Annotated in this window: 23 protein-coding genes; 13 read left to right on the plus strand and 10 right to left on the minus strand. The window is 71.1% G+C overall.

What is annotated here, in order from left to right; all coding sequences use genetic code 11:
- Positions 1-15: 15 nt before the first annotated feature.
- The 4 genes from ACOFKX_RS05355 to ACOFKX_RS05370 form a co-directional block, all read right to left on the minus strand.
- Entirely contained in the window at positions 16-471 is a 456-nt protein-coding gene (locus ACOFKX_RS05355; protein WP_419826032.1) for a carboxymuconolactone decarboxylase family protein, read from the minus strand.
- 156 nt (positions 472-627) lie between these two features.
- A complete protein-coding gene (locus ACOFKX_RS05360) occupies positions 628-1,680 on the minus strand; it encodes a calcium-binding protein (RefSeq protein ID WP_419826033.1) in 1,053 nt (350 codons plus the stop codon).
- Positions 1,681-1,888: 208 nt separating this feature from the next.
- Positions 1,889-2,638 carry an SDR family NAD(P)-dependent oxidoreductase gene (locus tag ACOFKX_RS05365; RefSeq protein WP_419826034.1) on the minus strand — a complete coding sequence of 250 codons (750 nt, stop codon included), beginning with the start codon at positions 2,636-2,638 and terminating at the stop codon, positions 1,889-1,891.
- Positions 2,632-4,659 carry a M13 family metallopeptidase gene (locus ACOFKX_RS05370; RefSeq protein WP_419826035.1) on the minus strand — a complete coding sequence of 676 codons (2,028 nt, stop codon included), beginning with the start codon at positions 4,657-4,659 and terminating at the stop codon, positions 2,632-2,634. Before ACOFKX_RS05370 ends, ACOFKX_RS05365 begins: the two co-directional genes overlap by 7 nt.
- A gap of 107 nt (positions 4,660-4,766) precedes the next feature.
- Here ACOFKX_RS05370 and ACOFKX_RS05375 point away from each other — a divergent pair, with 107 nt between their 5' ends.
- From ACOFKX_RS05375 to ACOFKX_RS05385, 3 genes are all read left to right on the plus strand, one after another.
- Positions 4,767-5,387: a YbhB/YbcL family Raf kinase inhibitor-like protein gene (locus ACOFKX_RS05375; protein ID WP_419826036.1), complete on the plus strand. Its 621-nt coding sequence runs from the start codon at positions 4,767-4,769 to the stop codon at positions 5,385-5,387.
- Positions 5,384-5,824 (plus strand): GreA/GreB family elongation factor, encoded by a 441-nt coding sequence (locus tag ACOFKX_RS05380; RefSeq protein WP_419826037.1) that lies wholly within the window; start codon positions 5,384-5,386, stop codon positions 5,822-5,824. Before ACOFKX_RS05375 ends, ACOFKX_RS05380 begins: the two co-directional genes overlap by 4 nt.
- A 125-nt stretch (positions 5,825-5,949) precedes the next feature.
- Positions 5,950-7,230 carry a PepSY-associated TM helix domain-containing protein gene (locus ACOFKX_RS05385; protein WP_419826038.1) on the plus strand — a complete coding sequence of 427 codons (1,281 nt, stop codon included), beginning with the start codon at positions 5,950-5,952 and terminating at the stop codon, positions 7,228-7,230.
- 19 nt (positions 7,231-7,249) lie between these two features.
- Here the strand turns inward: ACOFKX_RS05385 and ACOFKX_RS05390 are convergent, their stop codons facing one another.
- Together ACOFKX_RS05390 and ACOFKX_RS05395 are read right to left on the minus strand one after the other, a co-directional pair.
- Positions 7,250-7,852: a DedA family protein gene (locus ACOFKX_RS05390; RefSeq protein WP_419826039.1), complete on the minus strand. Its 603-nt coding sequence runs from the start codon at positions 7,850-7,852 to the stop codon at positions 7,250-7,252.
- Entirely contained in the window at positions 7,849-9,060 is a 1,212-nt protein-coding gene (locus ACOFKX_RS05395; RefSeq protein WP_419826040.1) for a Gfo/Idh/MocA family protein, read from the minus strand. The genes ACOFKX_RS05390 and ACOFKX_RS05395 overlap by 4 nt, the downstream gene beginning before the upstream one ends.
- Before the next feature lie 45 nt (positions 9,061-9,105).
- Between ACOFKX_RS05395 and ACOFKX_RS05400 the strand changes: the two genes are divergently transcribed.
- Positions 9,106-9,513, plus strand: a complete 408-nt coding sequence (locus tag ACOFKX_RS05400) for a hypothetical protein (RefSeq protein WP_419826041.1) — start codon at positions 9,106-9,108, stop codon at positions 9,511-9,513.
- A gap of 2 nt (positions 9,514-9,515) precedes the next feature.
- Complete coding sequence (locus tag ACOFKX_RS05405) at positions 9,516-9,893, plus strand: hypothetical protein (RefSeq protein WP_419826042.1); 378 nt, start codon at positions 9,516-9,518, stop codon at positions 9,891-9,893.
- Between the two features lie 23 nt (positions 9,894-9,916).
- Here ACOFKX_RS05405 and ACOFKX_RS05410 read toward each other — a convergent pair whose 3' ends face one another.
- Positions 9,917-10,945 (minus strand): hypothetical protein, encoded by a 1,029-nt coding sequence (locus tag ACOFKX_RS05410; protein ID WP_419826043.1) that lies wholly within the window; start codon positions 10,943-10,945, stop codon positions 9,917-9,919.
- 128 nt (positions 10,946-11,073) lie between these two features.
- Here ACOFKX_RS05410 and purB point away from each other — a divergent pair, with 128 nt between their 5' ends.
- From purB to ACOFKX_RS05425, 3 genes are read left to right on the plus strand one after another with little or no spacing between them, the layout of a single operon-like run.
- A complete protein-coding gene (gene purB, locus ACOFKX_RS05415) occupies positions 11,074-12,393 on the plus strand; it encodes an adenylosuccinate lyase (protein WP_419826044.1) in 1,320 nt (439 codons plus the stop codon).
- Positions 12,386-12,937, plus strand: a complete 552-nt coding sequence (locus ACOFKX_RS05420; RefSeq protein WP_419826045.1) for a biliverdin-producing heme oxygenase — start codon at positions 12,386-12,388, stop codon at positions 12,935-12,937. Before purB ends, ACOFKX_RS05420 begins: the two co-directional genes overlap by 8 nt.
- Positions 12,934-15,492, plus strand: a complete 2,559-nt coding sequence (locus tag ACOFKX_RS05425) for an HWE histidine kinase domain-containing protein (protein ID WP_419826046.1) — start codon at positions 12,934-12,936, stop codon at positions 15,490-15,492. Before ACOFKX_RS05420 ends, ACOFKX_RS05425 begins: the two co-directional genes overlap by 4 nt.
- On the opposite strand, the gene ACOFKX_RS05430 is transcribed toward ACOFKX_RS05425, so the two are convergent.
- The gene (locus tag ACOFKX_RS05430; protein WP_419826047.1) at positions 15,476-15,985 is read right to left on the minus strand and encodes a vgr related protein; all 510 of its coding nucleotides are present in this window, start codon (positions 15,983-15,985) and stop codon (positions 15,476-15,478) included. The two genes, ACOFKX_RS05425 and ACOFKX_RS05430, sit on opposite strands and share 17 nt — an antisense overlap.
- Before the next feature lie 70 nt (positions 15,986-16,055).
- The gene (locus tag ACOFKX_RS05435; RefSeq protein WP_419826048.1) at positions 16,056-16,508 is read right to left on the minus strand and encodes a copper chaperone PCu(A)C; all 453 of its coding nucleotides are present in this window, start codon (positions 16,506-16,508) and stop codon (positions 16,056-16,058) included.
- Positions 16,509-16,677: 169 nt separating this feature from the next.
- Here ACOFKX_RS05435 and dnaK point away from each other — a divergent pair, with 169 nt between their 5' ends.
- The 5 genes from dnaK to ACOFKX_RS05460 all read left to right on the plus strand — a co-directional run bounded on the left by dnaK (position 16,678) and on the right by ACOFKX_RS05460 (position 21,571).
- Positions 16,678-18,570, plus strand: a complete 1,893-nt coding sequence (gene dnaK, locus ACOFKX_RS05440; RefSeq protein ID WP_419826049.1) for a molecular chaperone DnaK — start codon at positions 16,678-16,680, stop codon at positions 18,568-18,570.
- 150 nt (positions 18,571-18,720) lie between these two features.
- Complete coding sequence (gene dnaJ / locus ACOFKX_RS05445) at positions 18,721-19,842, plus strand: molecular chaperone DnaJ (RefSeq protein WP_419826050.1); 1,122 nt, start codon at positions 18,721-18,723, stop codon at positions 19,840-19,842.
- A gap of 415 nt (positions 19,843-20,257) precedes the next feature.
- Positions 20,258-20,809, plus strand: a complete 552-nt coding sequence (locus tag ACOFKX_RS05450; RefSeq protein ID WP_419826051.1) for a hypothetical protein — start codon at positions 20,258-20,260, stop codon at positions 20,807-20,809.
- Positions 20,806-21,309: a hypothetical protein gene (locus ACOFKX_RS05455; RefSeq protein ID WP_419826052.1), complete on the plus strand. Its 504-nt coding sequence runs from the start codon at positions 20,806-20,808 to the stop codon at positions 21,307-21,309. Before ACOFKX_RS05450 ends, ACOFKX_RS05455 begins: the two co-directional genes overlap by 4 nt.
- A gap of 31 nt (positions 21,310-21,340) precedes the next feature.
- On the plus strand, positions 21,341-21,571 hold the full coding sequence (locus tag ACOFKX_RS05460; protein WP_419826053.1) for a hypothetical protein: 231 nt from the start codon (positions 21,341-21,343) through the stop codon (positions 21,569-21,571).
- Between the two features lie 22 nt (positions 21,572-21,593).
- Here ACOFKX_RS05460 and ACOFKX_RS05465 read toward each other — a convergent pair whose 3' ends face one another.
- The gene (locus tag ACOFKX_RS05465; RefSeq protein WP_419826054.1) at positions 21,594-21,821 is read right to left on the minus strand and encodes a hypothetical protein; all 228 of its coding nucleotides are present in this window, start codon (positions 21,819-21,821) and stop codon (positions 21,594-21,596) included.
- Between the last annotated feature and the right edge of the window lie 49 nt (positions 21,822-21,870).

Genomic DNA, 21,870 nt, shown 5'->3' on the forward strand with positions numbered 1-21,870 from the left:
CTTCACCCGCCGGGCTCAAGCCTCCGCCGCCGCTCCCGGCACGCGTCGGAAGCCGATCGCTAACCGGTTATAGGCGTTCATCAGGCTGATCGCGATGGTGAGGTCGGCGAGCGCTTTGCCCTCGAAATGCTCGGCCACCTCCGCGTGCGCGGCATCCGGGATGCCTGTCGCCTCGACGCGTGTCACCGTCTCCGCCCAGGCGAGCGCGGCGCGCTCCCGCGCCGAGAACAGCGCCCCCGCCTCCTGCCACGCCGAGATAAGCATCAGCTTGCCCGTCGCCACCCCGTGACGCTGCAGGTCGCGGGTATGGAGATCGATGCAGTAGGCGCAGCCGTTGATCTGGCTGACGCGGAGATAGACCAAGTCGATCAGCACCGCCGGCAGGCCGCAGCCGCGGATATAGGCGTAGGTGGCGTCCAGCGCCTTCATGCCGTCGGGCGCCGCCAAGTTGTAGTTCAGCCGCTCGCTCATGCCTGCTCCCCGTGGGTCCTCCGGAAAGATAGGCCGATCGGATCCGGGTGCCCAGCCTTGCGATGCGGTGGTGGATGCGAGCGCGCGGCGCGGACGCCGCCGAGGACGGGCGGGAGCACCGTCACCGGACGGCGTCCCGTTCCGTCCGCGCGAGGCCTAGACGAAGCTGTCCGCGAGGAGCGACGACGCGTGCACGCCCTGAAGACTGACAACGCTGTCGATGACGGCGCCGCCGCCCGAATTGTAGAACAGCGCGGTGTCGCTGCCCACGTCGACGACGTAGACCGCGCCGTTATGCCCGGCGAGCGCCGAGTTCGCGTAGGTGAGCGCCGTGTCGATGCTGCTCTGCGAGGACCCGTGGATGATCTCGGTGGGCGTGAAGCCGAGCGCGACGTGATCCTCGCCGATGCTGAAGTCGGTGATCGTGTCGATGTGCCCGGCCGGCGAGGTGGTGCCGACGATCGCGGCATCGCCGCCGGTGAAGTGGAAGACGTCCGCTCCCGTGCCGCCGGTCACCGTGTCGCTGCCGAGATCGCCGTAGAGGTGATCATTGCCCGCGCCCCCGGACACGATGTCGTCGTTCTTGCCGCCGCGCACGACGTCGTTGCCGTCGCCGCCGTCGAGGGTGTCGTTCCCGAAATTGCCGTTGATCACGTCGTCGCCGCTTCCGCCGAGCACGTCGTCGTTGTCGGCGCCGCCCGCGATGCGATCGTTGCCGTCGCCGCCGTCGAGCCTGTCGTTGCCCGAGTTGCCTTGGATATAATCGTCGCCCGTCCCGCCGGAGATCATGTCCGCGCCGTCCGGGCCTGGCGTGGGGCCGTAGCCGTAGAGGTGGTCGTTGCCCGCGCCGCCGAAGATCGTGTCCGAGCCCGCGCCGCCATAGGTGTAGTCGTTGCCCTCGCCGTTGTCGATGCGATCATTGCCGCCCAGCGCGTAGACGGCGTCGTCGCCGCTGGTTCCCAGGTAGTTCTCGGCCGCGTCGTTCCCGGTCAGGAAGTGGGTGCCGTCCGCGAAGGTCACCAAGCCCGACTGGCTCGCCGTGGACAGCGCGACCGTGGGCAGCGACACGGACGCACCCACGCTGGCGAGCGTCGTCGTGACCCCGTCGGTCGTGACCGTGATGTTGTGGGAGCCGAGGCTGCGGACCGCGGTCACGATCTCGTCGAGCGTCGGCGGGAGGATATCGCCTGTCGAAAGCAAACCTGACATAAGGCACCTCTTCTCGTGAAGCGTCATCATGACGACTTCGCGATGGAAGCTATCCGGAAGATCGCTAAGAACAGTCGTCAGTCGGCAGGCCGGTAATTCCTTGAATCACGCCAAGTTTGACCGTCGACAGGCGTTATCGTCAACGGGAAGTTAAGCAAAGGTTCCGGCCGTCGCCCGTGCGGTCCGCATTTCACGCGAGCGCCTTCGCCTAGTCGCGCGCGACCTGGAACCCGGCAAAGGACTGGCTGACCGGCATCAGCTCCAGCGCGTTGATGTTGAGGTGCGGCGGCAGCGAGGCGACCCACAGGATGGTGGCGGCGATGTCCTGCGCCGTCATCGGGTCCGCGCCCGCGTAGAGCTTGTTCGAGGCCGCCTTGTCGCCGCCCGTCCTCACGGTGGTAAACTCGGTCTCGACCATGCCGGGCTCGATCGAGGTCACGCGCACGCCGGTGCCCGCGAGATCGGATCGCAGCCCCAGTGAGAACTGGCGTACGAACGCCTTGGTCGCGCCGTAGACGTTGCCGCCGGTGTACGGATAGCTCGCCGCCACCGACGACAGGTTGACGATCCCGCCCCGGCGCTCGACCAGCCTGGGCAGCAACCGGCGCGTGATCGCGACGAGCGCCGACACGTTGGTGGCGATCATCGTTTCCCAATCGCCGGGCTTCGCCTCCTGCGCGGGCGCGGTGCCGAGCGCCAGGCCGGCGTTGTTGACCAGCAGGTCGATGCCCCGGAACGCCTCGGGCAGCGCATCGATCGCAACATCGCGCGCGCGCGCGTCGGTGACGTCGAAGACGGCGGTGTGGACCTGGCCCTCGGGCAGCTCGCGCGTCAGCGCGTCGAGCCGCTCGGCCCGGCGGCCGGTGGCGACGACTTGCCAGCCCGCGCCCGCCAGCGCGCGGACGGTGGCGGCGCCGATCCCGGAGGTGGCGCCGGTGACGAGTGCCGTCCTCACCATACCGACACGCGTGCGGCCGGCTGGAGGTAGAGCGCCTGCCCCGGCTTCACGTCGAACGCCTTGTACCAGCCATCCTGGTTCCTCACCTCGTCCACGCGCTGCTCGCCCGGCGAGTGCGGGTCGGTCAGCAACTGCTGCCTCAACGCCGCCTCGCGATACTTGGTCCGCCACACCTGCGCGTAGCCGAGATAGAAGCGCTGATCGCCGGTGAGGCCGTCGAGCACCGGCGCGGGCCTGCCGCCGAGCGAGATCTTCCAGCCCTGGTAGGAGACGGTGAGCCCGGCGAGGTCCGCCATGTTCTCGCCCAGCGTGAGGCCGCCCTGGACATGCTGGCCGGGCACCGGCTCATAGGCGTCGTACTGCTTGGTGAGCGCGTCGGTATAGGCGGTGAAGCGCGTCACGTCGGACGGCGTCCACCAGTCCTTCAGCGTGCCGGTGGGATCGTATTTGCGCCCCTGATCGTCGAAATGGTGGCTCAGTTCGTGCCCGATCACCACGCCGATGCCGCCATAGTTCACCGCCGGATCGGCGGCCGCGTCGAAGAAGGGCGGTTGCAGGATCGCGGCGGGGAACAGGATGATGTTGCGCACCGGATCGGCCTCGGCGTTGATCGTCATCGGCGTCATGTCCCACTCGCCGCGATCCACCGGCGCGGCGAGCTTGTTCACCTGCCGCTGGAACTCGAAGGCGTAGCCGCGCGCGACGTTGCCGAGGAGATCGTCGCGCCTCACCTGGAGCGTGGAATAGTCGCGCCACGTGTCGGGATAGCCGATCATCGGCCGGAAGGCGGCAAGCTTCTCCAGCGCCTTGGCACGCGTCTCCGGCGCCATCCACGCCACCGTCTTCAGGCGCTGGCCGTACGCCGCGACGATGTTGGCGACCAGCCTGTCCGCCGCCGCCTTGGATTCCGGCGGGAAGTAACGCGCGGTGTAGACCTGCCCGACCTCCTCGCCGACCATCTGGCTGACGAGGCCGACGCCGCGCTTCCAGCGATCCTGGATTTGCGGCGCACCGGTCAGCACCGTGCCGCGGAACGCGAAGTTCGCGTCTACGAACGGCTTGGACAGGAAGCGCGCGTAGGTGTCCAGCATGTGGACCGCGAGATGGTCCTTGAGGACGGGCAGCGGCGTCTCGCCCCACGCTTTCGCCTCGCCCGCGATCGCGCTCGGCTGGTTGACGATCGCGCTGCCCGCCTGCGCGAGGCCGAGCCCGGAGAGATAGGGCTGCCACGCGAAGCCGGGCGCCTTGGCGGGGAAGTCCGCGATCGCCCACTTGTTGTAGGTCTTGTCCGCGTCGCGCGATTCGATCCGGTTCCAGTGCGCGGTGGCGAGCTTCGTCTCGAACGCCATCACCGCCTGCGCGCGCGCCTCCGCGTCGGGCAGGCCGGCGAGCGTCATCAGCTTCGCCATATACGCCACGTAGGCGGTGCGCGCCTCGGCGAGCTTGGCGTCGGGCTTCAGGTAATAATCGCGGTCGGGCAGCCCGTTGCCGCCCTGGCGGAAGCGGAAGACGTTGCGCGTCGGCGCCTTGTCGTCGGGGCGCACGTCGGCCTCGAACGCCTCGCGCTTGAAGAAGATCGTCTCGACGCCCTGCCGCTGCATGTCGGCCATGATCGCCGCCAGCGCCGCCTTGTCCTTCGCCGCCGCGATGCCGGCCAGCCACGTCTTCACCGGCGCCGCGCCCTTCGCGTCGGCGGCGGCCTCGTCCATGAAGCTCGCGTAGAGGTCGCCGATGCGGCTGCCGGGCTTGGCCGCCGCCTCGTCAAGGATGCCGCGTGTGCGCGCGAGCGACAGGTCCTGGAGCTTGACGAACATGCCGTACGACGCGCGATCGGCCGGGATCGTGGTCGCCTTCTGCCAGCCGCCGTTGGCGTAGCCGTAGAAGTCGTCGCCCGGCGACCGGCTGCGATCCATGCCGGCGGCGTCGAAGCCGAAGCTGCCGTAGGTGGGCTTGGTCGCGGGTGCCGCGAGCGCGGTGCCCGTGAGCAGCGATGCCGTCGCGAGGAGTGGGAGGATACGCATGGAAGGCCTTCCGAAGAGGGGATGATCCGGTCCTAGCCCCGGCGAGGCGGCCGGGCAAACGGACCCTCCTCGCCCGTCCGCCGTTGGATGCGCGAGGAGGATCGACGATGCTCGAACATGTGCCCGGCTGGCTCGGCCGGATGATGCAAGGCTTGCGCGCCGGCCACGCCAAGCTGGTGGTTGCCGATCCGGCGCTGTCGCTCGGCGATGCCAAGCTCGATCTCGCCAGCCCGGCGTTCGGCGACGGCGGCCGCCTGCCGCCGCGCTTCACCGCCGATGGCGAGGGCGTGTCGCCGCCGCTGGTGTGGGGCGCCGTGCCGGATGCCACCGCCGCGCTCGCGCTGATCATCGAGGATCCGGACGCGCCGGCCGCGCAGCCGCTCGTCCACGCCATCGTATGGAACCTGCCCGCCGATGCCGGCCGGCTGGAGGAAGGCGCGATCGTCGCCGACGGCGCGGGCGGCGTCGACGGCCGCGACGTCGGCCGCAGCAGCTTCGGGCGCGAGGGCTGGTTGCCGCCCGATCCGCCCACCGGCCACGGCGCGCACGATTATGTCTTCCAGCTCTTCGCGCTCTCGGACGCGCCGGCGCTGCCCGCCACGCCCGGCCGCGCCGCGTTCGTCGAGGCGATCGCCGGGCGCGTGCTCGCCGCCGGCGTGCTGACCGGCACCTATTCGCGGGGCGAGGAGGCGTCCGCGGGACCGGTCGCCGCGACGGCGACGGCATGAGCGTCGCCTTCCGCCGCGAGAGCGACGAGGAGCATAAGGAGCCGCGCTTCGAGCTGCCGATCCCGCCCGGCCCGAACCTCGTCCGTCCGAGCGGCCTCGCGTTGATCGAGGAGAAGGTCGCCTCGCTGGAGGCGGTGGCGACGCGCGACGAGGAGCAGGCCCGCGCGCTCCGCTACTGGCGCACGCGCCTCGCCACCGCGCAGGTGGCACCCGCGCCGCCCGCCGACGAGGTGGCGTTCGGATCGGTGGTGCGCTTCCGCCTCGCGGGCGCGGAACGGTCGGTGACGATCGTCGGCGACGACGAGGCCGATCCCGCCGCCGGGCTGATCGCTTACTCCGCCCCGCTCGCGCGCGCGTTGATCGGCGCGGGCGAGGGCGAGAGCGTCGCCTTCAACGGGCGCGAGGACGCCGTAGAAATCCTCTCGATAGGCCATTGAACCTCTCTCGCGGCTCCAGGATTGCCGTCGGTCTCGCCCCTCGCCGAAGCGTGAGCCGGACGCGATATTGCGATTGACTCGCGTTTGGTCACGCGCCTAGCCGTCCGCCAGGGAGAATGGCGGCGATGCACGGGCGACTGGCTGTACCGGGGCGGACGACGCCTCCTCCCCGTGCCGGTGCCGCGCCGCCGCCGTTCACCCGCGCCTTCTGGGTCATCGTGCACCGCTGGGCGGGGCTCACCATCGCGTTGTTCCTGATCGTCGCGGGCTTCACCGGCGCGATCATGCCCTTCGAGGAGACGCTGGGCTACGCCACCCGCCCCGACGCCGCCCAGGTCGCGCCGCACGCGCCGGCCGCCCGCCCGCTAGACGCCGTCGCCATCGCCGAGCGGGTGGAGCGGCAGACCGGAGGCCGCGTGTCCTACCTGCCGCTCGACGTGCCGCGCGATCACGCCATGCGGGTGTTCGTGTCGCCGCGCGCGGGCGCACCGCCGCTCGGCTACGACGTCGTATGGGTCGATCCCTTCTCGGGCAGAGTGCGGCTCACCTACACCTTCGGCGGCGTGCGCGACGGTGTGCAGGACATCGTGCCGTTCCTCTACTCCGTCCACTATGGCGCCGTCGCGGGCGCGTGGGGGGTGTTCGCCTTCGGGTTGGCGGCGCTCGTCTGGACGGCGAACTGCCTCGTCGGCTTCGGCCTGTCGCTGCCTTCGGGGCGGCGCGGCTGGTGGCGTCGGTTCGGCCAGGTCTTCGCGATCCGGCGGTGGAGCGGCTTCAAGCTCACCTTCGATCTCCATCGCGCGGGCGGGCTTTGGCTGTGGCCGCTGCTGCTCGTCTTCGCCTGGGCGGCGGTGGCGCTGGCGATCCCGCAGGTGGAGACGCCGGTGCGTCGCCTGCTCGGCGGCGAGGGCGAGTATGAGGCGCCCGCGCTGAAGATGCCGCTGGAGGCGCCGCCGCTCGGCCGCCGCGCCGCGATCGCCCGGGGGCTCGATGCGCTGACGGCGCAAGGCCGGCGCGACGGTTTCGCGGTCGAGCGGCCGACGACGCTCTACTATCTGGCGGACAGCGGCAGCTATCGCCTCTACGCGCGCACCACGCTCGATCCCAGCCATGACAAGGGGCACACGCAGGTGGTGCTCGACGCGCGCGACGGCCGCGTGCTGCACTATGCGCCGCCCACCGGCCGCACCGCCGCCGACCGGGCCGTCGCCTGGGCCGAGATGCTGCACAGGGCACAGATGTGGGGACTGCCGTACCGTATCTTCGTCTCCGCCTTCGGGTTGCTGGTGGCGGCGCTGTCGGCGACGGGCGTGATGATCTGGCAGCGCAAGCGTGCCGCCCGCCTTGCCCACCGAGCGCGGCCCACCGCGCGCGGGCGGCGGCCGGGCGCGGAGCCGATCCGCTGATCCGGCGCCGCCCGCGCGCCTAGCCGGCCGGCAGGCGCCTGTCCGCCGGTCCGCGTCGCAGCACGAAGGCGAGCGCGCCCGCCGACACCAGGATCGCGGCCGCCTCCACCACCCCGCCCCACCGTGCCGAGAGCCGCTCGAACAGCGGCCCCGACGCCCAGCCCAAAGCGGTGAACGCCAGCCCCCAGACGATCGCCGCCGCCGCCTCCAGCCCGGCGAACAGCGACGCCGGCACGCGCGACAGGCCGATCGCCACCGGCGCCACCGCGCGCACCCCGTAGGCGAAGCGGAACAGCGACAGGAAGCCGATGCGGTGCCGTTCGAGCAGCGCGATGGAGCGCGCGAACGCCGGCCGCCGCCTGACCCCCGCCACCCAGCGATTGTCGCGCCCGCGCCGCGCCGCCCAGAACCAGAGCTGGTCGACCAGCACCGCGCCCGCGATCGACGACGCCGCCACCGCCCACAGCGGCAGCAGCCCGCGATGCGCGAGCACGCCGCCCGCCACCACGAACGGCTCGCCCTCGATCGCGGCGCCGAGCAACAGCGCGATCAGCCCGTAATGCGCGATCGCGGCTTCCACCGGATCAGGCCGCCGCCACGCGGGCGGCGGAGACGCACTCACGCATCCTGCCGCGTCGGGCTCTTGGCGTCGACGGGCTTGGGCGGCTTGACGAAGCGCAGCTCCTGCACCTGCCTCTCCGGATCGATCCGCCGCGCACGCGCGAACGGCGGCAGCGGCTGGCGCTGGCCCGTCTCGATCGCGCGCTGGATCGCCTCCAGCACGCGCACGTCGGCGAGCCCCTCCTCGCCGTCGGGCTCGGGATCGCGGCCGTGGAGGATGCAATCCGAGAAATAGCGCATCTCGCCGCCGAACTGGTCGGTCGGCGTCCAGCTCTTGTGGCTCTTGTCGCCGCCGCGCGAGACGGTCTGCTCCAGCGGATCGCCGAAGCCGTAGGCGGGGTTCATCTGGATGACGCCCTTGGTGCCCGCGACGATGAAGCTCGAAACGGTGTCGGCGAAATAGCTCACCGTGAACTGCGCTGTCTTTTGACCAGGGAAGCGCAGCGTGACGGCGACGGTGTCGTCGGTGTCCGCGAAGCCGCTGTCGGGATGCCGCGTCGCGATCGCGGAGACGACCTCCACCGGCTCCTCCCCGAACAGGGCGCGCACGGCGTTGAGCGGATAGGGCCCCATGTCGAACAGCGGCCCAGCCAACGCGCCGTTCTTGGCGCGGTGGTTGGCGGGATCGACCATCTGCGAGAAGGACGAGGTGAAGCTGCGCGGCTCCCCGATCTCGCCCGCGCGGATGCGGCGGATCGTGTCCAGCGTCGCGGGCTCGCAGTGCAGGCGGTAGGCGACCATCAGCTTGGCGGTGGACGCGCGCTGCGCCGCGAAGATAGCTTCCGCCTTCTCGGCCGAGACCTCCAGTGGCTTCTCGACGAGGACGTGAATGCCCGCCCTCAGCGCCGGGATGACGAACTCGGCGTGGCGCCAGTTGGGCGTCGCCAGATAGAGTGCGTCGACCTTGCCCGACGCCAGCATGACATCGAAGCGCTCGTAGCCGTAGGTGTCGGTGACGCCGTAGCGCTCGCCGATCGCGCCGGCCTTGCGCGGATCCCCGGTGACGAGCGCCGTCACCTCCGAATTGCCGGTGTGCGCGACGCCCGGCAGCATCCACTCCTGCGCGATGTCGCCGAGCCCGACGATAGCGTAGCGGACCTTGCGATCCGATCCGAAGCCGAGGGCGGATTTGAGGCTCATGCGCGTGATCTCCGGTGCGATGCGGCCTGAACGATCGCCCGCCCACATCTCTCCATCGTGCGTCGGCACTCGCGGGCGTCCGTCGCGTTCAGGCATCGAGCAATGGAGAGAGACATGACCGAGCGTACCGACGCCGCGCCCGCCGGCGGCACCCCCGACAGCGAGCGCACCGTCGCCGCAGGCCGCGATCAGGCCGACGCGCCGCTGCGCTCCGCCGCCACGCTGGCGGGCAGCGACCCCGCCGAGACGCCCGACCGTCAGGTCGATGCCGACGACCTGCCGCTGTCGGCGGGCGCGGTCAGCAACGGCGGCGCGTACCAAGGCGGCAAGGCGCCCGACATGGCGGCCGGCGAGGACGACGGCGTCCGCCGCCCGCTCGACGCGCGCCAGCATTTCGGCGGCGACGGCGCGCAGTTCGTCGACGAGAGCGGGAGCAAGCGCGCGAGTGGCCGCTCGGGCACCGCGCCCGACGACGACGGCTACGATCCCACCGCAAGCCGCGACGCCAAGCAGGAGCTGTGACGATGGGCGCCGTGACCGGTGCGCCGGACGCGCCGCCCGCCGCCGCCACCGACAGCCTCGCCGCGCTCCAGGTCGGCGAGGCCCGCGCGCGCGACGGCGCGGCGGACCGGGCCGAGCGTTCCCGCGCCGACGAGGAGGCACGCCGCTCGATCCCGTTCACGCACGTCGTCGCGGGGCGCGGGTGGACGGTGCACGTCGCGCCTTCCACCGCCGGCGGCCACCTGCAGGACGAAGGCTTCGATGGCGAGCCGGATCGCGCCGCGATGGAGGGCTGGGTCGCCGCCAACCGCGCGATGCTGGAGCGGTCTGCCGAGCGCAAGATCGCCGGGGGTGCCGTCACCGGCGACGACGTCTGGGTCCACAGCCGCGATTTCGCCTGACGCTAGCCACGTCGCGGCCGGCGTCAGCGCGTCAGGAAGGCGGCGAGCTCCTCGGGGGTGATGCCGCCGTCGTGATTGGCGTCGGCCTGCGCGAAGGCGCGCGCGGTGACGTTCATCGCCGTCACCGGCTTGACGCCGGCGGTGCCGCGTCGCGCGCCGGCGGGCTGCACCGCCGCGCCGTTGGCGCGCATCACCCAGGTGCCGAACTCCAGCGGGCCGAGCCGCCCCTGGTGGCGCGTGTCGTAGGTCGGCCACTCCGCGCGGACGGCGGCGAGGACCTGCTCGCGCCCGGGCTTGCCGGTCTGCGGGGCACGGGCCACCGGAACCGGACGCGGCGCGACGGGAGCGGGCGGCCTCGGCGCGGGCACGACGGGCTTGACCTGCGGCCCGGCAACGGGAGCAGGCGCGCGCCGCCCGCCCTCCGTCGTCGGCGTGAGAGCCGGACGCGGCGCCGGCGCGGCAGGTGCCGGTGCGCGCGGCGGCGCGGTGGGCCGCGCCACGGCATGCGGCACGGCATGCGGCACGGCATGCGGCACGCTCGAACGCGCGGGAGGCGTGGTCGGGGGCGGCGCCGGCACGGGAGCGACGGCGGACGGCATCGCGGCGGGGGGCGCGGTCACCAGGGGCGCGGGCGTCGGCTGGGCGCCGGGCTGTTCCACCACCGCACCGGGCGCGGCACGCTCCGCCGGTGCGGACGGCCCCTGCATAGGCTGCATCCGTATCGCCGGCACGCCCGGCGTCCGCGCTGCCGAAGCGGGAGTGGTCGGTGCGACCGTCGTCGGCATGGTCGTGCCATGCTGTGCCGGCGTGGAGGCGGGCGTGCCAACAGGCGCCTGCGAGGACGCGGGCGCCCCCTGCATCGGCTGCATCCGCATTGCCGGAACACCCTGAGTCTGCGGCGCGCTCCCGTCGGCGGGCGCGCTCGTGCCCGCTATGAGCGCGGGGGCGGCGGGCGCGATCGTGGGCGGTGTGGTGGTGACGGGCTGCTCCGGCGAAACGGGCACGGGCGGCGGGTCGGCGGCGCCGGCGACGAGGAGGGCGAGCGCGATCATGCCGCATCCTCGCCGCCGCCCGCCTTGACGGGAGATGAACGGCGCCGCGCGTTTGCGGCCACCCGCCCGCTCTGCTAGGCGGCCGCCTCGCGCGATCGCCCGTGCGGTCGCCGCCGAGGACGCCCCCCATGATCCCGCGCTACTCGCGGCCCACGATGGCCGTCATCTGGACGCCCGAGAGCCGCTTCCGCATCTGGTTCGAGATCGAAGCGCACGCCATGGACGCGATGGCCGATCTGGGCACTGTGCCCGTTGATGCCGCGAAGCGCGTATGGGAGGCGGACGCTGCCGCCGGCGCCTTCGAGGTCGCGCGGATCGACGCCATCGAGGCCGAGACCCGCCACGACGTCATCGCCTTCCTCACCCACGTGTCGGAGCGGACGGGGCCGGAGGCGCGCTTCCTCCACCAGGGCATGACGTCGTCGGACGTGCTCGACACCTGCCTCGCCGTCCAGCTCGCCCGCGCCGCCGACATCCTGATCGCCGACGTCGACGCGCTGCTCGCCGTGCTTGAGCGCCGCGCCTTCGAGCACAAGCTCACCCCCACGATCGGGCGCAGCCACGGCATCCACGCCGAGCCCGTCACCTTCGGCCTCAAGCTCGCGCAGGCCCATGCCGAGTTCGCCCGCAACCGGGCGCGGCTGGTGGCGGCCCGCGCGGAGATCGCCACCTGCGCGATCTCAGGCGCGGTCGGCACCTTCGCCAACATCGATCCCCGCGTCGAGGCGTATGTCGCGGACAAGATGGGCCTCGTGCCCGAGACCGTCTCCACGCAGGTGATCCCGCGCGATCGCCACGCGATGTTCTTCGCGGTGCTGGGCGTGGTCGCCTCCTCGGTCGAGCGGCTGGCCACCGAGGTCCGCCACCTCCAGCGCACCGAGGTGCTGGAGGCGGAGGAGTATTTCGCGCCCGGCCAGAAGGGCTCGTCGGCGATGCCGCACAAGCGCAACCCGGTGCTGACCGAGAACCTGACCGGCCTCGCCCGCCTAGTCCGATCGGCGGTGACGCCGGCGCTGGAGAATGTCGCGCTGTGGCACGAGCGCGACATCTCGCATTCGTCGGTGGAGCGCGGCATTGGTCCCGACGCCACGATCACCCTCGATTTCGCGCTGGCGCGGCTGACGGGCGTGATCGACAAGCTGCTCGTCTATCCCGAGCGGATGCGGAAGAACCTCGATCGCATGGGCGGCCTCGTCCACTCGCAGCGCGTGCTGCTGGCGCTGACGCAGGCGGGGGTGAGCCGCGAGGACGCCTACCGCTTCGTCCAGCGCAACGCGATGCGGGTTTGGGATTCGGACGGCGCGCTGTCGCTGATGGAGCTGCTCAAGGCCGATCCCGAGGTCGCCGCCGCGCTCGACGCCGCCACGATCGAGGACAGCTTCGATCTCGGCTATCATTTCAGGCATGTCGACACGATCTTCGATCGCGTCTTCGGGCGGCATGGCTGAGCGCGGCGAGGCGCACCAGGCGCTGCGCGAGGCGACGCGCGCCGATCACGAGGCGCTCGACGGGATGTTCGGGCGCTTCGATCTGGGGGATCGCGACGCCTACCGCGCCTTCCTGACCGCGCACGCGATGGCGCTGCCGGCGGTCGAGGCCGCGCTCGACGCGGCGGGCTTCGCCGACGCGCTTCCCGACTGGCCCGAGCGGCACCGCGCCGACGCGATCGCCGCCGATCTCGCCGCGCTCGGCGCCCCCCTGCCCGCGCCGCTCGCGTCCCCGGCGATCGCGGACGCCGCTGCCTGCTGGGGCGCCGCCTACGTGCTCGAAGGATCGCGGCTGGGCGGCGCCTTCCTCGCGCGGCAGGTGGCGGACGCGTGGCCCAAATCCTATCTCGGGACGTCTCAGACACCCGGGCGGTGGCGCGCCTTCCTGTCCGCGCTCGACGATGCGATCGCCACGCCGCAGGATATCGCGTCGGCCGGCGCAACGGCTCGCGCGGTCTTCGCGTTGTTCGGGGAGGCCGGCAGGCGGCAATTGGAAACGACTTGAACAGACCCGAACACCATGTCGACCTGACCAACTGCGATCGCGAGCCGATCCACGTCCCCGGATCGATCCAGCCGTTCGGCTTCCTGCTGGCGCTGTCCTCCGACTGGCTGATCGCGCGCGCATCGGCCAACACCGCGTGCTTCATCGGGCAGGAGCCGCAGGCGCTGCTCGGCCGCCCGCTCGCCGACGTGCTCGGCATGGAGGCGGTGCACGCCATCCGCAACCGCGTCGCGCTGCTGCGCGGGCCGGACGCGAGCGAGCGCATCTTCGCGCTCAAGGTGCCCGGCGCCGACCGTGGCTTCGACGTCGCCGTCCACCTCTCAGGCAGCACCATCATCGTCGAGCTGGAGCCCTGCCAGCCTGAGCATGGCGACGGCGCCGGCACCATTCGCTCGATGATGGCCAGGCTGGATCACGCCCCCGATCTCACCGCCTTCCTGCGCGAGGGCGCGCGCCAGGTGCGTGCCTTGACCGGGTTCGATCGCGTGATGGTGTACCGCTTCACCGACGGCGGCGACGGCGAGGTGATGGCGGAGGCGGTGCGGAGCGGCATCGGCAGCTTCCTCGGCCTGCGCTATCCCCACACCGACATCCCGCGGCAGGCGCGCGGGCTATACCTGCGCAACCTGTTCCGCATCATCGCCGATACCGGCGGCGATCGCGTGCCCGTGCTGCCCGAGCGCGACGAGCGCGGCCAGCCGCTCGACCTGTCGCTCTCCGTGCTGCGCGCGGTGTCGCCGATCCACATCGAATATCTAGTCAACATGGGGGTCGGCGCGTCGCTGTCGATCTCGATCGTGATCGACGGCAAGCTGTGGGGCCTGTTCGCCTGTCATCATTACGGCCCGCGCTGCCCCGGGCTGGAGCGGCGCTCCACCGCCGAGCTGTTCGGGCAGATGTTCGCCATGAAGCTGGAGACGATCGAGCGGCGCGAGGCGAGCGCCTTCGCCGATCGCGCTCGCATCGTCGGCGAACGTCTGCTCGTCCAGCTCGCCGGCGACGCCTCGTTGCGCGACGATCCCGCCTGGCTCGCCGAGACGCTGGAGCCCGCGATCCCGGCGGACGGCATCGGCGTCGTCATCAACGGCCACGTCGCGCTCGCCGGCCAGGCCCCCGACGACGCGCAGTTCCGCGCGCTCACGCTCGCGCTCAACCGCTCCACCGCCGGCCGCATCTTCGCGACCGATCGTATCGCGGACTTCATGCCCGAGGCGGAGGCGTGGGCGGACCGCGCGGCGGGGATGCTGGCGCTGCCGATCTCGCGATCCCCGCGCGACTATGTCGTGCTGTTCCGCCGCGAGATCCTGCGATCGGTGCGCTGGGCGGGCGATCCTTACGCCCCCAAGGAGTTCGGCCCCAACGGCGACCGGCTGAGCCCGCGCAAGAGCTTCGAGGCATGGTCGGAGACGGTGTCCGGCCGTTCCGCGCCGTTCACGCCGCTGGAGCAGCAGGTGGCGGAAAGCCTGCGCGCGACGCTGATCGAGGTCGTGCTGCGCATGTCCGACGAGGCGCATGCCGAGCGCCAGCAGGCGGCCGAGCGGCAGGAGCTGCTGATCGCGGAACTCAACCACCGCGTCCGCAACATCCTCGGCCTGATCCGCGGCCTCGTCCGCCAGTCGAAGGGCGCGGGGCAGACGGTCGACGAGTTCGTCGGCGAGCTGGACGGGCGCATCCACGCGCTCGCCCGCGCGCACAACCAGATCACCTCTGACAATTGGGGCCCCGCCCCGCTCCGCGCGCTGATCGAGACGGAGGCGGCGGCCTATCTCGGCGGCAAGTCGGCGCGGGTGCGCACCGCCGGGCCCGAGGTGCTGCTGATGCCGCAGGCCTTCTCCACCATGGCGCTGGTGCTGCACGAGCTCGTCACCAACAGCGCCAAATATGGCGGGCTGTCGGACAGCGGCCATGTCGAGGCGAGCTGGTCGATCGATCGCGTTGGCGATCTCGTGCTCGATTGGCGCGAATCGGGTGGCCCGCCGGTGCAGCCGCCCAAGCGCCAGGGCTTCGGCAGCACGATCATCCGCCGCTCGATCCCCTACGATCTCGGCGGCGAGGCGAAGATCGACTTTCGCGTCACCGGCCTGCACGCCTGCTTCACCATCCCCGGCCGTCACCTCGGCGAGCGTCGTGCGCCGCTCGCGTCCGACCCGCCGCACCACGCCGCGCCCGCGCCGGCGGCCGACACCGGGCGGCCGGTGATCGAAGGCGACGTGCTGCTCGTCGAGGACAGCCTCATCATCGCGATGGACGCCGAGGACATCCTGCTCCGCCTAGGCGCGGAGCGCGTGCAGACCGCCGCGAGCGTCGGCGCCGCGATGATCGAGCTGGACGCGGCGCCGCCGCGCCTGGCGGTGCTCGACGTCAATCTCGGCGCGGAGACCAGCCTGCCGGTGGCCGATCGCCTGCGCGCGATGGGTGTGCCCTACATCTTCGCGTCGGGCTATGGCGAGCAGGCGCGGCTGCCCGACGCGCACGCCGACGTGCCGATGATCCAGAAGCCCTACACCATCGAGTCGATCGGCCGCGCGCTCGCCGGCCTCATGGCGACGGCCTGAAGGCGCTCGCCAGCAGCGCGTCATAGGCCTCCGCCGGATAGGGCGTCGCCCCGCCCCGCCTCGCGCGAAAGGCGTGGGCGACGATCTCGGCCTGCTGCTCCAAACCGTAGCGGGCGAACGCGCGGCCGGGCACCAGCCGGTAGCGGTACCGGCAGAAGGGATGACGCGCGAGCGGCAGAAACCAGCGCCCGCCGCGCTGCGCCTGCCAGACATGCGTCGTCTCGTGAACGAACAGCGCCTGGAGCGGCAGCGACGCGGCGGCGAAATCCTCCTGCCACACGCCGCCCGCCGGATGGCACCAGATGTCGCCATCCGGGGCCATCACGACGTTGCGCGGCTGGAGCGGCCACCACGCCCGCCGACGGATGCGGACGGCGCGATAGTCGATCGCGTCGCCGAACAGCGGACGCAGCAGCGCGACCTCGCCGGCGGTGAGCGGGCGGGCGTCCTTCGCACCGGCCCCTTCCCGTTCGTGCTGAGCCTGTCGAACCACCGTTCTTCTTTCCAGCGCGCGTAAGGGAAGGACAGCCCTTCGACCGGCTCAGGGAGAACGGAGAAGGCGCTTAGTAGGGCGCCGCGTCGCCAGCCCCCACCGCCTTCGCCTCCACCGCGATCGGTTGGCCTTTGGCGAGGCGGATGGTGAGCGGCACCTTCGATCCCGCCTTGAGCTTGGGATCGAGCGCGAACAGCATCGCGTGATAGCCTTGCGGGGCCAGCGCCACCTGCCCATGCGCCGGCACGTCGATGCCGTCGACGCGCTCCATCGACATGGCGGACATGCCGCCCGCCATGGGCTTGCCCATGCTGCGGTGAAGCTCGCTCGATCCGGCGGCCGCGGCGTCCACCGCCACCAGCCGCACGGGCTCGGCGCCGCCGTGCACGACGAGGTAGGCCGCGCCGGGGCGATCGGGCAGCGCCGGCAGCCGCACCCAGGCATGGTCCACCCGCGTCCTGTCCGCCGAGGCATCGTGGCAGGCGCCTGCCAGCAAGAGCAGCGCGAGCAACCCGATCCGCATACCAATCCGTCCCCGATCGTGACGCTGCCGTGATTAGGCGGCCGAGCAACTTGCAGCAACTCCCGCCCCCCCTATATCGCCCAACGTCACTCCGCGCCGGCTTCGCTTCTTGTGAGGGGGCCAAGCGCGGCTCGTCGTTCAATCGAGAGTTTCCACGGGGATCAACTACATGGCCAAGGTTATCGGTATCGATCTCGGCACGACCAACTCGTGCGTGTCGGTGATGGAGGGCGGCAAGCCCAAGGTCGTCGAGAATGCGGAGGGCGCGCGCACCACGCCGTCGATCGTCGCTTTCGCCAAGGACGGCGAGCGGCTGGTCGGCCAGCCCGCCAAGCGCCAGGCCGTCACCAATCCCGCGAACACCGTGTTCGCGGTGAAGCGCCTGATCGGCCGCCGCTTCGACGATCCGATCACCCGCAAGGACACCGAGCTCGTCCCCTATCACATCGTCAAGGGCCCTAACGGCGACGCCTGGGTGCAGGCCGGCGGCGAGGATTACTCGCCTTCGCAGATCAGCGCCTTCACGCTCCAGAAGATGAAGGAGACGGCGGAGTCGTATCTCGGCGAGACGGTCACGCAGGCGGTCATCACCGTTCCCGCCTACTTCAACGACGCCCAACGCCAGGCGACCAAGGACGCCGGCAAGATCGCCGGCCTTGAAGTGCTGCGCATCATTAACGAGCCCACCGCTGCGGCACTCGCCTACGGGCTTGAGAAGCAGGACGGTAAGACGATCGCGGTCTACGACTTGGGCGGCGGCACGTTCGACATCTCGGTGCTGGAGATCGGCGACGGCGTGTTTGAGGTGAAGTCGACCAACGGCGACACCTTCCTCGGCGGCGAGGATTTCGACGCCCGCATTGTCGAGTATCTCGCCGAGGGCTTCAAGAAGGACGAGGGCATCGATCTCACCAAGGATCGCCTCGCGCTTCAGCGCCTGAAGGAAGCGGCGGAGAAGGCCAAGATCGAGCTGTCGTCGGCACAGGCGACCGAGGTCAACCTGCCCTTCATCACCGCCGATCAGAACGGCCCCAAGCACCTCGTCAAGAACATCACCCGCGCCGACCTGGAGAAGCTGGTCGAGCCGCTGATCCAGCGTTCGATCGAGCCCGTCCGCAAGGCGCTCGCCGACGCGGGCCTCAAGGGCGACGCGATCGACGAGGTCGTGCTCGTCGGCGGGATGACGCGAATGCCGCGCGTGCGTGAGGTCGTGAAGTCCTTCTTCGGGAAGGAGCCGCACACCGGCGTCAATCCCGACGAGGTGGTCGCGATGGGCGCCGCCATCCAGGCGGGCGTCCTCCAGGGCGACGTCAAGGACGTGCTGCTGCTCGACGTGACGCCGCTGTCGCTGGGCATCGAGACGCTGGGCGGCGTGTTCACCCGCATGATCGACCGCAACACGACGATCCCGACCAAGAAGTCGCAGACCTACTCTACGGCGGACGACAACCAGAACGCCGTCACCATCCGCGTCTTCCAGGGCGAGCGCGAGATGGCGGCGGACAACAAGATGCTCGGCCAGTTCGACCTGATCGGCATCCCCCCCGCCCCGCGCGGCGTGCCGCAGATCGAGGTGACGTTCGACATCGACGCCAACGGCATCGTCAACGTATCCGCCAAGGACAAGGGCACGGGCAAGGAGCAGCAGATCAAGATCCAGGCCTCGGGCGGCCTCTCCGACAGCGACATCGACGGCATGGTCAAGGATGCCGAACGCTTCGCCGAGGAGGACAAGAAGCGTCGCGAGGCGGCCGAGGCGAAGAACAACGCCGAAGGCCTGATCCACTCCACCGAGCGCCAGTTGCAGGAGCATGGCGACAAGGTCGACGCGTCGCTCAAGTCCGAGATCGAGGCGGCGGTGGCCGAGGCGAAGACGGCGGTCGAGTCGAACGAGCCCCAGCAGATGACCGACAAGGCGCAGGCGCTCGCGCAGGTCGCGATGAAGCTCGGCCAGGCGATCTACGAGAAGGAGCAGGCCGCGCAAGCGTCCACCGGCGCGGACGCCCCCAAGCAGGACGACGTCGTCGACGCCGAGTTCTCGGAAGTCGACGACAGCAAGTAAGCGTATCGAAGCCCTCTCCCCGTTTGGGAGAGGGTTGGGTGAGAGGGCGCGAGCGCGGAACGCGCGAGCTTCGCCCGCGCGCCCTCACCCTCCCGCCTGACGGCGGGCCCCTCCCTCTCCCGCTCACGGGAGAGGGTTCAGGAGCGACGCGTGAGCGTGGACATCGACTTCTACGAGCTGCTGGAATGCGAGCGCACTGCCGACGACAAGACGATCAAGTCGTCCTATCGGCGCCTCGCGATGCAGTTCCACCCGGATCGCAACCCCGGCAATCACGACGCGGAGGCCAAGTTCAAGGCGATCAGCGTCGCCTATGATTGCCTGAAGGACCCGCAGAAGCGCGCCGCCTATGACCGCTTCGGCCACGCCGCCTACACGCAGCAGGGCGGCGGCGGTGGTGGGGGCCAGGGCTTCGAGGGCTTCTCCGACATCTTCGAGAGCGTGTTCGGCGAGTTCATGGGCGGCGGGCGCCGTCAGGGCGGTCAGGGCCAGCGGCGCGGCGCGGACCTGCGCTACGACATGGAGATCAGCCTCGACGAGGCGTTCCACGGCAAGACCGCGCAGGTGACGATCGACGTTGCCGCCCATTGCGAAGTCTGCGAGGGCACGGGCGCCGAGCCCGGCACGCACGCCACCACCTGCCCCACCTGCGCGGGGCGCGGACAGGTGCGCGCGCAGCAGGGCTTCTTCGTGATCGAGCGGGCTTGCCCCACCTGTCACGGCGCGGGCCGCGTCATCCAGTCGCCGTGCCGCGCCTGCCGGGGCGAGGGCCGCGTCGACAAGGAGAAGACGCTGGAGGTGCGCGTGCCCGCCGGCGTCGACGAGGGGACGCGCATCCGCGTCACCGGCGAGGGCGAGGCGGGTGGGCGAGGCGCGCCGCCGGGCGATCTCTACATCTTCCTCCATGTCCGCCGCCACGCCGTGTTCGAGCGCGACGGCACGACGCTCCTCGCGCGCGCGCCGATCAGCTTCACGGTGGCGGCGCTGGGCGGCGAGATCGACGTGCCCGGCCTCGACGGCGAGGTGACGACGGTGCGCATCCCCGCCGGCATCCAGTCGGGCAAGCAGCTTCGCCATCGTGGCACCGGGATGCCGGTGCTCAACGGGCGCGGGCGCGGCGACCTCGTCGTCGAAGTGGTGGTGGAGACGCCGACCAGGCTTACCCAGCGCCAGCGCGACCTTCTCGCCGAATTCCGCGAAACCGAGACGGGCGAGGAGTCCCCGCAGGCGGAAGGTTTCTTCTCGCGGCTGAAGGGCATGTTCGAGGGCTGAGGCGCACCCGAGACTCCCGACTTGTCGCCATGCGGCAGCATGGCGGCTCTGGACCGGGTGGCTCAACGGCCGGCCGTGAACGCAATCGCAAGAAGCGCCGGCGGCACCGCCAGGGATGTTGCCCAGTCGCGTCAGCTTGGCGACCGGCCTGTGTCGGCGGAGCAGCACCCGCGTCCGCGAATGTCGTCGCACGAGATCCGTCGCCGGCGAAAGTTTCCTCGCGCGCCTGTCAGCATGGGATGGGGCCATGTGACGATGCGCGCCCAGGTGGCCAAGGGTGTTCGGCGCGGCGTGTCCAAGGCGCTGGCGGCAACCGGCGGATTGGCGACAAGCCGGTTGCCTGAGCCGGTTCCAGCGCTAGAGGGATGCGAGCGCTAGGCTTGTCGGCGATGCCGGCGCGGCGTCCGGGAGCCCGATGAGCGTATCTGTCCTCTCCTCACAGCGCAGGGGTTCGGCCCATCATCTCCAGCCGCTGCTCCTCGCCATGGGGTTGGGCCTCTCTGGATGTGGCCCGCTGCTGACGCAGGGCGGCGCCGCCGGGGCGGGCGTGGCGAGCGCCAGCATCGCCGGTGCCGTCACCAAGAGTGCCGCCGTCACTTCGGGCATCGGCCTAGGCGTCGCGGCGGCCGCCTCCGCAGGCGTGAAGGCGCTGGAGAAGCGCACCCATCGGACCGAGCAAGAGGCGATCGCCGCCGCCGCCGGGCCGCTCGGCGTCGGCGCCACCGCCCAGTGGACCTCGGGCCACTACAGCGTGTCGGTCGAGCGGAACGAGCATGGCGAACTGACCATCAGCCGCTTGATTCAGGCCGGCGGGCTCGACTGCAAGGAGGTGATCTTCTCGGTCGACGGGGTGAGGAAGGGCAAGCCCGAGCGCGCCTTCTACACGACCACCATCTGCCGCGACGGCGAAAGCTGGAAGTGGGCGTCCGCCGAACCCGCGACCGATCGGTGGGGTTCGTTGCAGTGAACGGCTGTCGTGGCTGGCGCTCTGCCGGCCTCGCGGCCGCGCTTAGCCTTTTGCTCGCAGGCTGCACGAATGCCGGCTCGATCGCCGGGGCGGTCACCGGCGCGGCCAGCGGCAGCGGCACCGCCAACCCGGCGCTCGGCTACGCGGTCGGCATCGGCACCAAGGCGGCGGTCGATTCGCTCTCCCGCACCATCGCGCGCAAGCGGCAGCAGGCCGAGCAGGACCGCATTGCCGACGCGGTGGGCACGCTTGCCGTGGGGCAGGGCACCCCGTGGGAGATCCGGCACAAGATCCCGCTCGGCAACCAGCACGGCTTCGTCACCGTCGTCCGCGACATCCCCAACGTGCTCGCGCCATGCAAGGAAGTGGTGTTCACCGTGCTGGTCGGAAAGGCCGACACCCGGCGAGGCTATTATCTCACCACCGCCTGCCAGCGCGGCGATCACTGGAAATGGGCGCAGGCGGAGCCGGCGACGAGACGGTGGGGCTTCCTGCAATGAGGGTAGGTTCGGCGCGCACCGCCGACACGCGGTGACGACCGCCGATCTCCGCGATCTCCTCGTCCGCGACCTCGTGAGGGCGGATGGCGGGAGCGCCGCGCGGTGGCGACGCGCCGTCGGGGAGTTGAAGGTGTATGCGCGTGCCACCCACGCCCACTGCAACTGGGAGGTTCGCCCGGCCGGGACGGCATATCTAATCGAGCGCGTCGAGCGGGCGGCCGACGCGATCCGGGCGGCGTATCCGTTCGTCGACGAGCGTTGACGACGCCGAGCCGGCACTTTCCTCAGCGCGAGCGGAATCGGTTGTAGAAAAGGAGCGCGCCGGCGATCGCCGCCGATCCGATCGCCGCCCCGGCCGCGAAGCGCAGGCTCCTCCCGCCCTGCTCCGGCTTCAGCCCGGCGGCGGCGGCCTCCGCGAGATCCTGTCTGGCTTCGTCGCGGTTCGCCGCCTGCGACGCATCAAGCGGGTAAGGCGAGGTGGCGCCAGCAGGAACCTTCGGCTTGTGGGACATGGCGGTGCGCTCCTGACGGATAGTCTAAGGGGCAACGCCGCACCCGCAT

This window comes from Sphingomonas sp. (genome assembly GCF_965200105.1).
GTDB lineage: Bacteria > Pseudomonadota > Alphaproteobacteria > Sphingomonadales > Sphingomonadaceae > Solisphingomonas.

What these genes read in the sequence shown, in the direction of transcription:
- ACOFKX_RS05405 (WP_419826042.1), top strand. Translation starts at nt 9,516, where the DNA reads ATGGGCGCCGTGACCGGTGCGCCGGACGCGCCGCCCGCCGCCGCCACC.
- ACOFKX_RS05385 (WP_419826038.1), top strand. Translation starts at nt 5,950, where the DNA reads ATGCACGGGCGACTGGCTGTACCGGGGCGGACGACGCCTCCTCCCCGT.
- ACOFKX_RS05420 (WP_419826045.1), top strand. Translation starts at nt 12,386, where the DNA reads ATGGCTGAGCGCGGCGAGGCGCACCAGGCGCTGCGCGAGGCGACGCGC.
- ACOFKX_RS05400 (WP_419826041.1), top strand. Translation starts at nt 9,106, where the DNA reads ATGACCGAGCGTACCGACGCCGCGCCCGCCGGCGGCACCCCCGACAGC.
- ACOFKX_RS05365 (WP_419826034.1), bottom strand. Translation starts at nt 2,638, where the DNA reads ATGGTGAGGACGGCACTCGTCACCGGCGCCACCTCCGGGATCGGCGCC.
- purB (WP_419826044.1), top strand. Translation starts at nt 11,074, where the DNA reads ATGATCCCGCGCTACTCGCGGCCCACGATGGCCGTCATCTGGACGCCC.
- dnaK (WP_419826049.1), top strand. Translation starts at nt 16,678, where the DNA reads ATGGCCAAGGTTATCGGTATCGATCTCGGCACGACCAACTCGTGCGTG.
- ACOFKX_RS05435 (WP_419826048.1), bottom strand. Translation starts at nt 16,508, where the DNA reads ATGCGGATCGGGTTGCTCGCGCTGCTCTTGCTGGCAGGCGCCTGCCAC.
- ACOFKX_RS05355 (WP_419826032.1), bottom strand. Translation starts at nt 471, where the DNA reads ATGAGCGAGCGGCTGAACTACAACTTGGCGGCGCCCGACGGCATGAAG.
- ACOFKX_RS05450 (WP_419826051.1), top strand. Translation starts at nt 20,258, where the DNA reads ATGAGCGTATCTGTCCTCTCCTCACAGCGCAGGGGTTCGGCCCATCAT.
- ACOFKX_RS05410 (WP_419826043.1), bottom strand. Translation starts at nt 10,945, where the DNA reads ATGATCGCGCTCGCCCTCCTCGTCGCCGGCGCCGCCGACCCGCCGCCC.
- ACOFKX_RS05465 (WP_419826054.1), bottom strand. Translation starts at nt 21,821, where the DNA reads ATGTCCCACAAGCCGAAGGTTCCTGCTGGCGCCACCTCGCCTTACCCG.
- ACOFKX_RS05380 (WP_419826037.1), top strand. Translation starts at nt 5,384, where the DNA reads ATGAGCGTCGCCTTCCGCCGCGAGAGCGACGAGGAGCATAAGGAGCCG.
- ACOFKX_RS05370 (WP_419826035.1), bottom strand. Translation starts at nt 4,659, where the DNA reads ATGCGTATCCTCCCACTCCTCGCGACGGCATCGCTGCTCACGGGCACC.
- ACOFKX_RS05375 (WP_419826036.1), top strand. Translation starts at nt 4,767, where the DNA reads ATGCTCGAACATGTGCCCGGCTGGCTCGGCCGGATGATGCAAGGCTTG.
- ACOFKX_RS05360 (WP_419826033.1), bottom strand. Translation starts at nt 1,680, where the DNA reads ATGTCAGGTTTGCTTTCGACAGGCGATATCCTCCCGCCGACGCTCGAC.